General features: G+C 72.7%; 12 protein-coding genes. 2 read left to right on the top strand and 10 right to left on the bottom strand.

Going from position 1 to position 12,519, the window contains the following annotated elements:
- Nucleotides 1-4 precede the first annotated feature (4 nt).
- The 5 genes from ACFWVE_RS28080 to ACFWVE_RS28060 all read right to left on the bottom strand — a co-directional run bounded on the left by ACFWVE_RS28080 (nt 5) and on the right by ACFWVE_RS28060 (nt 5,328).
- On the bottom strand, nt 5-1,141 hold the full coding sequence (locus ACFWVE_RS28080) for a glycosyltransferase family 4 protein (protein WP_384019617.1): 1,137 nt from the start codon (nt 1,139-1,141) through the stop codon (nt 5-7).
- Between the two features lie 248 nt (nt 1,142-1,389).
- Nucleotides 1,390-3,108 carry a DNA repair protein RecN gene (gene recN / locus ACFWVE_RS28075; protein ID WP_384019665.1) on the bottom strand — a complete coding sequence of 573 codons (1,719 nt, stop codon included), beginning with the start codon at nt 3,106-3,108 and terminating at the stop codon, nt 1,390-1,392.
- Between the two features lie 171 nt (nt 3,109-3,279).
- Nucleotides 3,280-4,185 carry an NAD kinase gene (locus tag ACFWVE_RS28070; RefSeq protein ID WP_384019614.1) on the bottom strand — a complete coding sequence of 302 codons (906 nt, stop codon included), beginning with the start codon at nt 4,183-4,185 and terminating at the stop codon, nt 3,280-3,282.
- Nucleotides 4,182-4,997, bottom strand: coding sequence for a TlyA family RNA methyltransferase (locus tag ACFWVE_RS28065; RefSeq protein ID WP_384019611.1), 816 nt, complete (start codon nt 4,995-4,997; stop codon nt 4,182-4,184). The genes ACFWVE_RS28070 and ACFWVE_RS28065 overlap by 4 nt, the downstream gene beginning before the upstream one ends.
- Nucleotides 4,998-5,004: 7 nt before the next feature.
- The gene (locus ACFWVE_RS28060; protein ID WP_384019609.1) at nt 5,005-5,328 is read right to left on the bottom strand and encodes a hypothetical protein; all 324 of its coding nucleotides are present in this window, start codon (nt 5,326-5,328) and stop codon (nt 5,005-5,007) included.
- A 42-nt stretch (nt 5,329-5,370) separates the two neighbouring features.
- Here ACFWVE_RS28060 and ACFWVE_RS28055 point away from each other — a divergent pair, with 42 nt between their 5' ends.
- The gene (locus ACFWVE_RS28055) at nt 5,371-5,718 is read left to right on the top strand and encodes a sterol-binding protein (RefSeq protein WP_384019606.1); all 348 of its coding nucleotides are present in this window, start codon (nt 5,371-5,373) and stop codon (nt 5,716-5,718) included.
- On the opposite strand, the gene ACFWVE_RS28050 is transcribed toward ACFWVE_RS28055, so the two are convergent.
- From ACFWVE_RS28050 to ACFWVE_RS28035, 4 genes are all read right to left on the bottom strand, one after another.
- Nucleotides 5,702-6,568 (bottom strand): ABC transporter ATP-binding protein, encoded by an 867-nt coding sequence (locus ACFWVE_RS28050; RefSeq protein ID WP_384019603.1) that lies wholly within the window; start codon nt 6,566-6,568, stop codon nt 5,702-5,704. The two genes, ACFWVE_RS28055 and ACFWVE_RS28050, sit on opposite strands and share 17 nt — an antisense overlap.
- Nucleotides 6,569-6,641: 73 nt before the next feature.
- Entirely contained in the window at nt 6,642-7,679 is a 1,038-nt protein-coding gene (locus ACFWVE_RS28045) for a FecCD family ABC transporter permease (RefSeq protein ID WP_384019600.1), read from the bottom strand.
- The gene (locus ACFWVE_RS28040; protein ID WP_384019597.1) at nt 7,676-8,722 is read right to left on the bottom strand and encodes a FecCD family ABC transporter permease; all 1,047 of its coding nucleotides are present in this window, start codon (nt 8,720-8,722) and stop codon (nt 7,676-7,678) included. Before ACFWVE_RS28040 ends, ACFWVE_RS28045 begins: the two co-directional genes overlap by 4 nt.
- 84 nt (nt 8,723-8,806) lie before the next feature.
- Complete coding sequence (locus ACFWVE_RS28035) at nt 8,807-9,838, bottom strand: HAD hydrolase-like protein (RefSeq protein ID WP_384019594.1); 1,032 nt, start codon at nt 9,836-9,838, stop codon at nt 8,807-8,809.
- Nucleotides 9,839-9,909: 71 nt separating this feature from the next.
- On the opposite strand from ACFWVE_RS28035, the gene ACFWVE_RS28030 reads away from it, so the two are divergent.
- Nucleotides 9,910-11,202 (top strand): DUF1015 family protein, encoded by a 1,293-nt coding sequence (locus tag ACFWVE_RS28030; RefSeq protein WP_384019591.1) that lies wholly within the window; start codon nt 9,910-9,912, stop codon nt 11,200-11,202.
- 110 nt (nt 11,203-11,312) lie between these two features.
- Here the strand turns inward: ACFWVE_RS28030 and ACFWVE_RS28025 are convergent, their stop codons facing one another.
- A complete protein-coding gene (locus tag ACFWVE_RS28025; RefSeq protein WP_384019662.1) occupies nt 11,313-12,140 on the bottom strand; it encodes a tetratricopeptide repeat protein in 828 nt (275 codons plus the stop codon).
- Between the last annotated feature and the right edge of the window lie 379 nt (nt 12,141-12,519).

Here is a 12,519-nt window from a genome sequence, read left to right as displayed (position 1 = left end):
CAGGTCAGGTCAGCGGCCGCGGCTGCGTCAACTCGTCGTAGACGCTGAGGACCTGGGCCACCGCCTCGTCCTCCGTCGGCCATCCGGCCGCCTGCCGGGCGCCCTTGGTCCGGAGTTCGTCCTGACGTCCGGGGTCGCCGAGCAGCCGTACGACGGCGTCGGCGAGGGCACGCGCGTTGCGGTAGGGGACGAGTTCGGCGGCGTCGCCGACGAGTTCGGGGATGCCGCCGGTGTCGGCCGCGACGAGTGGCACGCGCGCGTGGAGGGCCTGCTGGGCGAGGACGGAACGCCCCTCCCACCGGCTCGGCAGCAGCGCGAGGTCGGCGGCCTCCAGCAGCTCGGTGATGTCGTCGCGCCGTCCGACGAGCCGGACCGGCAGGTCCTCGTCCGTGATCCGGCGCTGGAGTTCACCGCGCAGCGGCCCCTCCCCCGCGACGGCGACCAGCGGCTGGGGGTCGAGGCGGCGCCATCCGTGCGTGGCGTCGAGCAGCGTGTGGTGGCCGCGGTTGCGTTCGAGGGCGCCGACGGCGATCAGCAACGGGCGGCCGATGGCGCCGAGTTCGGCCAGGAGTTTGGGCCGCGACCCGTCCGGGTCCCGCCTCTTCGGGGCGGTGCGCGGCCCGGGGAGGGCGACGGCCGCCAGCCGCGCGTCCCGCGCTCCGGTCCGGCGTGCCCGGTCGACCAGGGCGGAGGTGGTTCCGAGCACCACGGTGGCCGCCCTGACGACCCGCCGCTCCATCAGCCGCAGGACGTGCGCGCGGGCGCCGTCGGCGTGTGCCCGGTCGTGCCAGGTGACGGTCAGCGGGGTGCTCCGGCCACCGAGGGCGAGCACGGTCCGGAAGGAGGCGTGCAGGCCGTGCGCGTGCACCAGGTCGGCGTCCGCGCACGCCGCCCGCAGCGCGGCCACCGAGCCGGGGTCGCTGCTGCGCGGCACGTGCACATGGTCGGCGCCGGCCCCGGTGAAGTCGTAGGTGCGCTCGGCCTCGGCGGGGGCGCACACCGTGACCCGCACGCCCCGTGCGACGAGCCCCGCGGCCAGCGAGCGCACGTGGGTGCCGGCCGCGGCGTTGCCGCCGCCCAGCACCTGCACGGTGCGCAGCGGCGACTGGCCGTGCGGCGGGTGGCTGCTCACGGGGGTCACGTGGCCGAGCTCCTGGTTCGGGTCGGGTGGTCCCGAAGAACGTACAGAAGGACCGTGCGGAGTGGATGTACCGCACGGTCTCCTACGCGTGCTCGGCCAAGCATGCCAGGAGGCAGGGGAATTCCGGCAACGACCGGAGCGGCCGCCCGCAGCGGAGCGGACGCAAACGCCACCCGTACGAGTGACGAAGTACGTCCTGCCGGCCGACAGCCCGGTGGATGACCGAGCCGACGGCCTCGAGCCGCCTTTCAGCCGTCCGCGCGGGCCGTCTCCAGGAGTTCCTCCGCATGGGCGCGGGCCGTTTCCGAGTCCTCCTGGCCGGCCAGCATCCGCGACAGTTCCCGGATCCGGTCCTCCCCTTCGAGCACCTTCACACCGGACCGGGTGACCGTCCCGTCGTTCGTCTTCGCCACCAGCAGCTGCCGGTCCGCGAAGGCGGCCACCTGCGGCAGATGGGTGACGACCACGACCTGGGCGCTCTTCGCCAGTTTGGCGAGCCGCCGCCCGATCTCGACGGCCGCCTTGCCGCCGACACCGGCGTCGACCTCGTCGAACAGGTACGTCGGCACCGGGTCCGTCCCGGCGAACACGACCTCCACGGCCAGCATCACGCGCGACAGTTCACCGCCGGACGCGCCCTTGGCGATGGGCCGGGGCGGCGCCCCGGGGTGCGGGGCGAGCAGCAGCTCGACCTCGTCGGCGCCCGACGGCCCGTGGGCGACCGTGCGCCCGCCGACCTCGACGCCGTCCGGGTCCTCCGTCTGCCGGATGTCGAACGACACGCGCGCGTGGGGCATGGCGAGGGACGCCAGCTCAGCGGTGACGGCGGCCGCGAAGCGCTCCGCGGCCTCGGTACGCGCCTGGGAGAGCGTCTGCGCCAGCCCGCCCAGTTCGGTGCGCAGGTCGTCGCGTTCGGCGGTGAGTTCCCCGATCCGCTCGTCGTCGCCCTCCAGGTCGGTGAGGCGCGCGGCGCTCTCCTCGGCCCAGGCCAGCACGGAGGCGATGTCCGGGCCGTACTTGCGGGTGAGCCCGGTGAGCGCGGCCCGGCGTTCCTCCACCGCCGCCAGCCGCAGCGGATCGGCGTCCAGGTCGTCGGCGTACCCGGCGAGGTCCCCGGCGACGTCACGCAGCAGGATGCCGACCTCGCCGATCCGGTCGGTGAGCGCGGCCAGCTCCGGATCGTGCGCCCGGACGGCCTCCAGGGCCCGCTGGGCGCCCGCGACGAGTGTTCCCGCGTCGACGCCCTCGGGGTCCTCCGGATTGCCGGCGAGAGCGGCGTGCGCGGCGGACGCGGCGGACGCCAGGGCCTCGGCGTGCCCGAGCCGCTCGGCCTCCTCGGCCAGTTCCACGTCCTCTCCGGCGCGGGGCTCCACAGCGGCGATCTCGTCGAGCCCGAAGCGCAGCAGGTCGGCTTCCTGGGCCCGTTCACGCGCGCGGGTGGTGATCTCCTCGAGTTCCGTGGCGACGGCCCTCAGCCGCTTGTACGCCTTCGTGTACCTGGCGAGCGGTCCGGCGACCGCGTCCCCCGCGTACCGGTCGAGCGCCTGCCGCTGCCGGGACTGCTTCAGCAGCCCCTGCTGGTCGGTCTGCCCGTGCACGGCCACCAGGTCGTCGGCGAGTTCGGCGAGCAGCCCGACGGGCACGCTCCGCCCGCCGAGGTGGGCCCGGGAGCGCCCCTCGGCGGAAACGGTACGGCTGATCAGCAGCGCCCCGTCGTCGAGCTCGGCTCCGGCCTCTCCCGCGCGTGCGGCGGCCGCGGCGCCCTCGGGCACGGCGATCCGCCCCTCGACGACCGCGCTTCTGGCCCCGATCCGCACCAGGGCCGCGTCCGCCCTTCCACCCAGCAGCAGCCCGAGGCTGGTGACCACCATGGTCTTGCCCGCGCCCGTCTCACCGGTGACGGCGGTGAAGCCGGGTGACAGCTCGACCACGGCGTCGTCGATGACTCCGAGCGACCGTATCCGCATCTCCTCCAACACGTCCCAGACCTTACGAGGTTTTTCTCGCGCTGTCCGACGCCACCCCGCCCGTACGGGAACGCGGCAGGTGTGCACCCATGACCGGGACCACGTCCAGCGCGGGTCCCGGTGCCCCGGGACGGGCGCGGGCGGAGGCGGACCGGAGGGGGGACACGCGTGCTAGTGCGGGGCTCCCCGCCATCCCGAGACCGGCAGCGCGAACTTCGCCACCAGCCGGTCCGTGAACGAGGCGTGGTGCAGTCGGGCCAGCCGGACCGGGACGGCACCGCGCCGGACCTCCACCCGCGCGCCGGCCGGCAGTTCCACGGTCCGCCGCCCGTCGCACCACAGCACGCCGGGCGGGACGTGCGGCAGCATTTCCACCGCGAGCACCGAGTCCGGCGAGGTCACCAGTGGCTTGGCGAACAGGGCGTGCGCGCTGATCGGCACCATCAGCAGCGCCTCGACCTCGGGCCACACGACAGGCCCGCCGGCGGAGAACGCGTACGCGGTCGATCCGGTCGGGGTGGCGCACACGATGCCGTCGCAGCCGAATCCGGTCACCGGACGCCCGTCGATCTCCAGCACGACCTCCAGCATCCGCTCGGCGGACACCTTCTGCACGGCCGCCTCGTTCAGCGCCCAGTCCGTGTGCACGATGGCGCCGTTCTTGTGCACGACGACGTCGACGGTCATCCGTTCCTCGACCTCGTACGCCTTGCTCACCACCCGGTCGACGACCTTGTCGAGGTCGTCCCGCTCGGCCTCGGCGAGGAAGCCGACGCTGCCGAGGTTCACGCCGAGCATCGGCACACCCGAGGCACGGGCGAACTCCGCGCCACGCAGCAGCGTGCCGTCACCGCCGAGCACGATCAGCAGTTCGCAGTCGTCGAGGCACTCGGGGGTGGCCTCCTTGACGGTCCCCACCTCGTCCGGCAGCGGCAGGTCCCGCGCCTCGGCCTCCAGCACCCGCACCCCGAGTCCGGAGGCCAGCAGTCCTTTGACCACGAGCTCCGCGCTGCGGATGGCCGCGGGCCGTCCGGTGTGGGCGAGCAGGAAAACAGTACGAGCTCGGTTCGGTGTCAACGCGGCCCCTCCGCCACTGCACGGTCGGCGTCGGCCGGGTCCAGTTCCAAAGCCCCCGCCCGCAGCCACAGAAAGTACTCGACATTCCCCGAGGGTCCGGGCAGCGGACTCGCGGTCACGCCCTTCGTCCCCAGTCCCAGCTCCCAGGCCTTGGCGGCCACTCCCCGCACGGCCTCGGCGCGCAGCTGCGGACTGCGTACGACGCCGCCGCTGCCCAGCCGCTCCCTGCCCACCTCGAACTGCGGCTTGACCATCATCACCAGATCGGCGTCCGGTCGCACGCACCCTTTCAGGGCGGGCAGGACCAGCCCGAGCGGGATGAAGGACAGATCCCCCACGACAAGATCCACAGGCTCCCCATCGATTGCTTCAAGCGTCAACTCCCTTACGTTCGTACGGTCCTTGACGGTGACGCGTTCATCGTTGCGGAGAGACCAGGCGAGTTGTCCGTATCCGACGTCCACGGCCACCACGTGGGCGGCCCCGGCCCGGAGCAGGACGTCGGTGAAACCCCCGGTCGAGGCACCGGCGTCCAGCGCCCGCCGCCCCCGGACGACCAGCCCCTGCGGCACGAACGCCTCGAACGCTCCGGCGAGCTTGTGGCCGCCGCGCGACACGTAGTCCGGGTCGCCGGCGTCCTCGGCGACGAGGATCGCGGCGGCGGTCTCCACCTGGGTGGCGGGCTTGGTCGCGACGGTCTTGCCGACACTGACCCGCCCGGCGGCGATCAGCTGGCCGGCGTGCTCACGCGACCGGGCCAGCTTCCGGCGGACCAGCTCCGCGTCGAGACGGCGGCGTGCGACTCCTGCCACGTTCGGTTCAGCTCCCCTGTCGGTACGTAGGAGTGGGAGGGGGCCCCGGAGGTCCCGGGCGGGCGTCGAGCGCGGTGAGCGCGTCGCGCAGCCCCCGGTGCACATCTTCGTACACCTCGACATGGCCGTCGGTGGTGAGGTGGTCGGCGTCGGCCAGCCGCTCCAGCCGCGCGTCCACCTCGGCGTTGCCGGTGGGGGTGCGGGGCACGTTCAGGGGCGCGGGGGCGGCGGGGGCGTACTCGGGCGCGGCGTGGAGGGCTGCGTCGTCGACCGTCGGTGCGGCGTGCTCCGCCCGCGGCGCGCCACCCGGCGTGGGTACTGCGTCGTTCATGCCCCGACGCTACCGCGAACCGTTGGGGTACCGTCGTCCGCGATGGCCACGATCGAGGAGTGCCGTGCCGCGCTCGACAAACTGTCCGACTCCCTACAGCGTGCCGAGGGCGACGTCCGCGCGGCGGCGGCGATGGACCGCTCGGTCAGCTGCCACATCACCGACCTGGACGTGACCTTCGCCGGCCGGCTCACCGGCGGGCGGATCGAGGTGCACGAGACGCTGGATGGCCCTCCGCGCGAGCGGGCGCAGGTCCGGCTCGCCATGCGGGGGGACGACCTGCTGGCCCTGGTCGGCGGCGAACTGCACTTCGCCAGGGCCTGGGGGGCGGGCCGGGTGAAGCTGGAGGCCGGTCTGCGCGACCTGTTCCATCTCAGGAAGCTTCTCTAGCTCCCGCCGCGGCCGCGGCCCGCTTGCCCGGGTTCTGCTTGCCGGCGCCCTGCTTCGCCGCGGTCCGCGCCTTGCGGGCGGCCGGCACGATCAGGGGCGTACCCGTCTCGGGGTCGTCGATGACCTGGCAGCTCAGGCCGAAGACCTGCTCGACCAGCCCGGCGGTGACGATCTCCTTCGGCGCACCCTGCGCGATGATCTTCCCGTCGCGCAGCGCGATGAGGTGGGTGGCGTACCGGGCGGCGTGGTTGAGGTCGTGCAGGACGGCGACGAGGGTGCGGCCCTGCTCCTCGTGCAGTTCCGCGCACAGGTCCAGTACGTCGATCTGGTGCTGGATGTCCAGATAGGTCGTCGGCTCGTCGAGCAGCAGCAGCGGGGTCTCCTGGGCGAGCGCCATGGCGATCCACACGCGCTGCCGCTGTCCGCCGGAGAGTTCGTCGACATGGCGTTCGCCCAGGTCGGCGATGCCGGTCCGGGCCATCGACTCCTGGACGACCCGCTCGTCCTCGGCGGACCACTGGCGCAGGATGCCCTGGTGCGGATACCGGCCGCGCCCCACCAGGTCGGCGACCGTGATCCCGTCGGGCGCGATCGAGGACTGGGGCAGCAGTCCGAGGGTGCGGGCGACCTTCTTCGCGGGCATCGACTGGATGACCTGGCCGTCCAGCAGCACTCGCCCCCGATCGGGCTTCAGCATCCGCGACAGCGCCCGCAGGAGCGTCGACTTGCCGCAGGCGTTCGGGCCGACGATCACGGTGAAGGAGTGGTCCGGTACCTCCACCGACAACTGCTCGGCGATGACCCGCTGGTCGTAGGCGAGGGTGACGTCCTCGGCGGACAGTCGGTTCACGGTGCTCCTTCGGTTGTTCGGCCCGCCGGTCTGTGGGTCGGCCGGTCCGCGGACGGTTCGCGGAGGGTTCGCGTCATATCCGGCCCGCCTTGCGCTCGGTGACCAGCAGCCAGAGCAGGTAGACACCGCCGAGCACACCGGTGACCACGCCCACCGGCAACTGCTCGGCGCCGAAGGCCCGCTGCGAGATCCAGTCGGCGCTCACCAGCAGCGCCGCGCCCATGCACATCGACGGCATGAGGTTCGGTCCGGGCGAGCGGGTCAGACGCCGGGCGAGCTGCGGCGCGGTGAGCGCGACGAAGCCGACCGGCCCGGAAGCCGCCGTCGCCGACGCGGTGAGCAGGACCGCGGACAGCATCAGCACCAGCCGTACGCGCTCCACCCGGACCCCGAGGGCGTACGACACGTCGTCGCCCATCTCCATCATCCTGAGCCCGCGGGAGTTGGCGAGAACCAGCGGTACGAGGAGGACGCACAGCGCGAGCAGGGGCCAGACCTGGTCCCAGTCACGGCCGTCGAGGGAACCGGTCATCCAGACGATCGCACGGGCCGCGTCCACGATGTCGGACTTGGTGAGCAGATAGCCGTTGACCGCGGTGACGATCGCGGAGACACCGATACCGACCAGGACCAGTCGGTATCCGTGCACCCCCCGCTTCCAGGCGAGCACATAGATGGCGAACCCGGTCACCAGTCCGCCGGCCAGGGCGCCGAGGGCGACCTGGTTGGCCGTTCCGGAGAACAGCACGATCATCACGAGCGCACCGGCCGTGGCGCCCTGGCCCAGGCCGAGGACGTCCGGACTGCCCAGCGGATTGCGGGAGATGGACTGGAACAGCGCACCGGCGAGACCGAGCGAGGCACCGACGAGGAGCCCGACCAGGACCCGGGGCAGCCGCAGTTCGGTGACGATGAACTCCTGGCCGGGGTCGCCCTCGCTCAGCAGGGTCCGGACCACGTCGGCGGCGGATATCGGGAAGTCGCCGGTGCCGATCAGCACCACACTCGCGGTGAGCGCCACGAGCAGCAGCAGAACACCGACGACGAGGGCGCGCGCGTCCACCCGGAGCGAGAGGCCGCCCGGGGTGCGCACAGCACGGTTGGTCTTCACAACTGGGCCGTCCTCCGCCGTCGTACGAGATAGATGAACACCGGGCCGCCGATGATCGCGGTGACGATGCCGACCTGGAGCTCCGCGGGGCGGGCCAGGACACGGCCGAGGACATCGGCGCCGAGCAGCAGCACGGGCGACAGGACCGCCGCGTACGGCAGGATCCAGCGCAGGTCGGGTCCGGTGAACGAACGTACGACGTGCGGCACCATCAGGCCGACGAAGACGATCGGCCCGCAGGCGGCCGTCGCGGCCCCGCACAGCAGGGTCGCGGCGAGCATGGCCGTCCCTCGCGTGCGGTTCAGGTTGGCGCCGAGGGCCTTGGCGGTGTCGTCGCCCATGGCCATGGCGTTCAACGGCCGGGCGAGCGACAGCGCCAGCACGAAGCCGGCCAGCAGGAACGGCAGCACCTGCTGGATGACCGCGCTGTTCGCCGAGGACAGCGATCCGACCGTCCAGAAGCGCATCCTGCCCAGGGCCGCCTCGTCGAGGATCATGACCGCCTGGAGATAACCGAACAGCGCGGCGGTGATCGCGGTGCCGGCGAGCACCAGGCGCACGGGTGTCGCGCCCCGGCTGCCGCCGAGGAACCACACCAGTGCCCCGACCGCCGCGGCTCCGCAGAACGCGAACCACACATAGCCGGAGAGCGAGGTGACGCCGAAGAAGGTGATGGCCGTGACGACCGCCGCGGACGCGCCCGCGTTGATGCCGAGCAGCCCCGGATCGGCCAGCGGATTGCGGGTCAGCGCCTGGAGCACCGCTCCCGCCAGCCCGAGCGCGGCACCGGCGAGCGCGCCGAGAACGGTCCGTGCCAGCCGGTCGGCGACGACCGCGTCGCCGTAGCTGCCCGAATCCTCGAACAGGCCGTGCCAGACCTGTTGCAGGGACAGGTCCTTCGCCCCGATCGCGATACTCGCCAGGGCGACGACCACCAGGATCACGGCGGAGAGGAGCAGCCCCAGGACACGGAGCAGCGCCCGGCGGTTCGGATGCGCGGGGGCGGTGTCCGCGCGCTGTTCGGGGGGACTCTCGACCAACACGCAGTTAGGTTAGCCTACCCTCCTATTCGATCACGATTCCTCGGATTCAGAAGGCTCCTCGGCCCTGCGCGTACCGGGCGTCCCTCACAGGCCCAGCCGCGCCAGCGCCTTCCCCCCGTCCAGCCGGCACACGCCGTCGCCCGCCGCTGTCCACGCCGCCGCACACAACGCCCGCAGCCCGTCCGCAGCCGTACCCTCCCCGTCAAGCTCCAGGCGTTCACCGGCCGCCGTCGCCGTCCAGCCACCGCACCGGAACCCACCGCCGTCCACCGCGGCGACCTCCGGCTGCCCGGTGAGCATGCCGCGCAGGTCGGCGTCGACGAAGGTGGGCCGGTGCTGCGGCGGCGCGGCCAGCAGCTGCGCCCCGTCGGTCACGCCCGTGAGCACCAGCAGCGAGTCGACACCGCCGTTGAACGCGCCCTCGATGTCCGTGTCCAGCCGGTCGCCCACCACCAGCGGCCGCTCGGCGCCCGTCCGCAGGATCGTCTCCCGGTGCATCGGCGGCAGCGGCTTGCCCGCCACCTGCGGCTCGGCGCCGGTCGCGATCCGTACGACCTCCACCGCCGCCCCGTTGCCCGGCGCGATGCCCCGGCCGCTGGGGATCGTCAGATCCGTGTTGGACGCGAACCACGGCACCCCTCGCGCGATCGCGTAACTCGCCTCCCCGAACCGCCCCCACGGGAAGTCGGGCCCGCCGTACCCCTGCACCACCGCCGCCGGGTCGTCGTCCGCCGACTCCACGAGTGTCAGCCCGCGCTCGCTCAACGCCACCCGCAGGCCCTCTCCGCCGATCACCAGCACCCTGGCCCCCGGCGGCACCTGCTCACTCACCAGCCGCGCGACCGCCTGCGCCGATGTGATCACATCGCCGGCCCCCGTCGGTATCCCCAGCTCCGTCAGATGCGCGGCGACGGTGTCCGGCGTGCGCAGGGCGTTGTTCGTCACGTACGCCAGGTGCATGCCCCCGGCGCGGGCCGTGGCCAGCGACGCGACCGCGTGGACGATCGCTTTCCCGCCCGCGTACACCACACCGTCGAGATCGAGCAGTGCCGTGTCGTACGCCTCGCTCAGAGCCTGCCCACTGCCCTCGGGCCTCGTCCTGACGCTCCGGCTCATTGTGCATCGCTCCTCGTTCGACGGCTTTCCCCGATCATCCCCCATGCCACTGACACCCGTACGATGCCTGGATGAAGACTGCAGGTCCCTCGGAAGCGAAGGCGCGCCGAGGCCTGGAACTCACCCCGTTCCAAGGCCTTCGCTACGACCCCGACCGGGTCGGCAGCCTGGCCGCCGTGACATCCCCGCCGTACGACGTCGTCGTCCGCCCCGACGGTCTGCATCACTTGCAGTCCGCCGACCCGTACAACATCGTCCGGCTGATCCTGCCCGAGGCCGACACCTCGGAGGCCCGCAACGCCCAGGCCGCCGACACGCTGAACCGCTGGCGGGCCGAGGGCGTCCTGACCACGGACCCCGTACCCGGCCTCTACGTCTACGAACAGCGCGACGGCGACGGCCTGCTGCAGCGCGGAGTCATCGGCACCTTGCGTGTGTCGGACCCCGACGAGCGACTGGTCCTGCCGCACGAGGACGTGATGCCGCACATCGTCGCCGACCGTGCGGCCCTGATGCTGGCCACCTCGGCGAACCTCGAGCCCCTGCTGCTGACCTACCCCGGCGACGGATCGGCAGCCGCCACCGCCGACCTGATCGAGCGCACGGTCAGGACGCCTCCCGTCCTCGCGACCACCACGGAGGACGGCTTCCACCACCGGCTGTGGTCCCTCACCGGCCCCGAGGACCTGGCGACCGTCCGGACCGACCTGGCCGGCCAGCAGGCGCTCATCGCCGACGGCCACCACCGCTGGGCGACCTACCGCCGCCTCCGCGCGCAGCACCCCTCTCCCAGCCCCTGGGACCACGGCCTGGTGCTCCTCGTCGACACCGCCCGCTACCCGCTGCGCGTCCGCGCCATCCATCGCCTGCTGCACGGCCTGCCCGTCGCGGACGCGCTGGCCGCCCTCGACGGCCTGTTCCGGGTCCGCCGCGTGGACGCCGCGCTGCCGGAGGCCATGGAGGCACTGGCCGAGGCCGCGGGTACGGGCAACGCGTTCCTCCTGGCCGGCGACGGTGCCTTCCACCTCGTCGACCGCCCGGACCTAGATCTGCTGGCCCGTACGGTCCCCACCGGCCGTCCGGAAGCCTGGCGCACCCTGGACGCGACGGTCCTGCACTCCACGCTCCTGGACCAGGTGTGGCACATCCCCGAGGACTCCCCGGCCCACATCGCCTACATCCACGACACGGCCGCGACCGTCGAGAAGGCGGAACGCGACGGCGGTACGGCGGTGCTGATGCATCCGGTCCGCGAGGAGGTCGTCCGGGACCTCGCCCGCCAGGGCGTCACGATGCCCCGCAAGTCGACATCCTTCGGGCCCAAGCCGGCGTCGGGCCTGGTGCTACGCGCGTTCGGCGGGTGACGCGTCGTTGGAGACGCACGAAGGGGTGGGATTCCCCGTCGGTGAACCGGGAATCCCACCCCTTCGTCGCATCGGACGTCCAGATGTTCAGACGTCCCGTCGCTCAGGCGTCAGTCCTTGTCGACGTCGGTCCCGCCCTTTTCGGTCTCGGCCTTTTCGGCGTCGTCCTCGTCCGCCTCGTCGTCCAGACCCGCGTGCACGTCCTCGACCCCTCCCTCGTCGACCGAGGTCTCGGAGCCGGCGTCGGCGTCATCACGCTCGTCGAGCGCGTCCATGAACTCCACGCCGTCCATCTCGGCCAGCCGGTCCGACGCGTCGGTGCTGCCGTCCCGGTCGGCCTCCACGGCCTTCGCGAACCACTCCCGTGCCTCGCCCGCCCGTCCGGCGGCGAGAAGCGCGTCGGCGTACGCGTACCGCAGTCGTGCCGTCCACGGCTGCACGGAGTGGGACGCCAGCTCGGAGCTCTGAAGCGTCACGATGGCTGCGTCCAGCTGTCCCATGTCGCGCCGCGCGCCGGCCGCGACGAGCCGCATCTCGACCTGCCCGGCCTTGTCCAGCTTCTGCACCTCGGGCGCACCGGCCATGTCCAGCGCCTTCTCCGGCCGTCCGAGCCCACGCTCGCAGTCGGCCATGAGGGGCCACAGCTCCGTGGTCCCGGTCATCCGCCGCGCCGCCCTGAACTCGGCCAGCGCCTCGGAGTACTTCTGGTTGGCGTACGCGGCGAACCCGGCGGCCTCCCGTACGGCCGCGACGCGTGACGCCAGCCGCAGTGCCACCCTGGAATAGCCGTACGCGCCCTCGGGGTCCTCGTCGATCAGCCGGGCGACCATCACGAGGTTCTTGGCGACATCCTCCGCGAGCGTCTTGGGCAGGCTCTGCAGCTCCTGCCGTACGTCCTTGTCGATCTCCTCGCCCGTGACGTCCTCGGGGATCGGCAGCCGCTTGATCGGCTCCCGGTCCCGCTCCCGCTCCTCACGGAACCGGCCGCCGCCCTGCCGGTCGTCCCGGCCACGGTAACCACCGCGCTCACCACCGCGGCTGTCGTCCCGGCCACGGTAACCACCGCGCTCACCACCGCGGCTGTCGTCCCGGCCGCGGTAACCACCACGGCTGTCACCACGGCTGTCACCGCGGCTGTCGTCACGGCGGAACCCACCACGGCTGTCACCACCACGGCTGTCACCGCGGCTGTCGTCACGGCGGAACCCACCACGGCTGTCACCACCACGGCTGTCACCGCGGCTGTCGTCACGGCGGAACCCACCACGGCTGTCACCACCACGGCTGTCACCGCGGCTGTCGTCACGGCGGAACCCA

Source organism: Streptomyces sp. NPDC058632 (assembly GCF_042717095.1).
Taxonomy (GTDB): domain Bacteria; phylum Actinomycetota; class Actinomycetes; order Streptomycetales; family Streptomycetaceae; genus Streptomyces.
The sequence above is the reverse complement of the archived record's forward strand: the minus strand, read 5'-3'. Positions and strand labels throughout refer to the sequence as shown.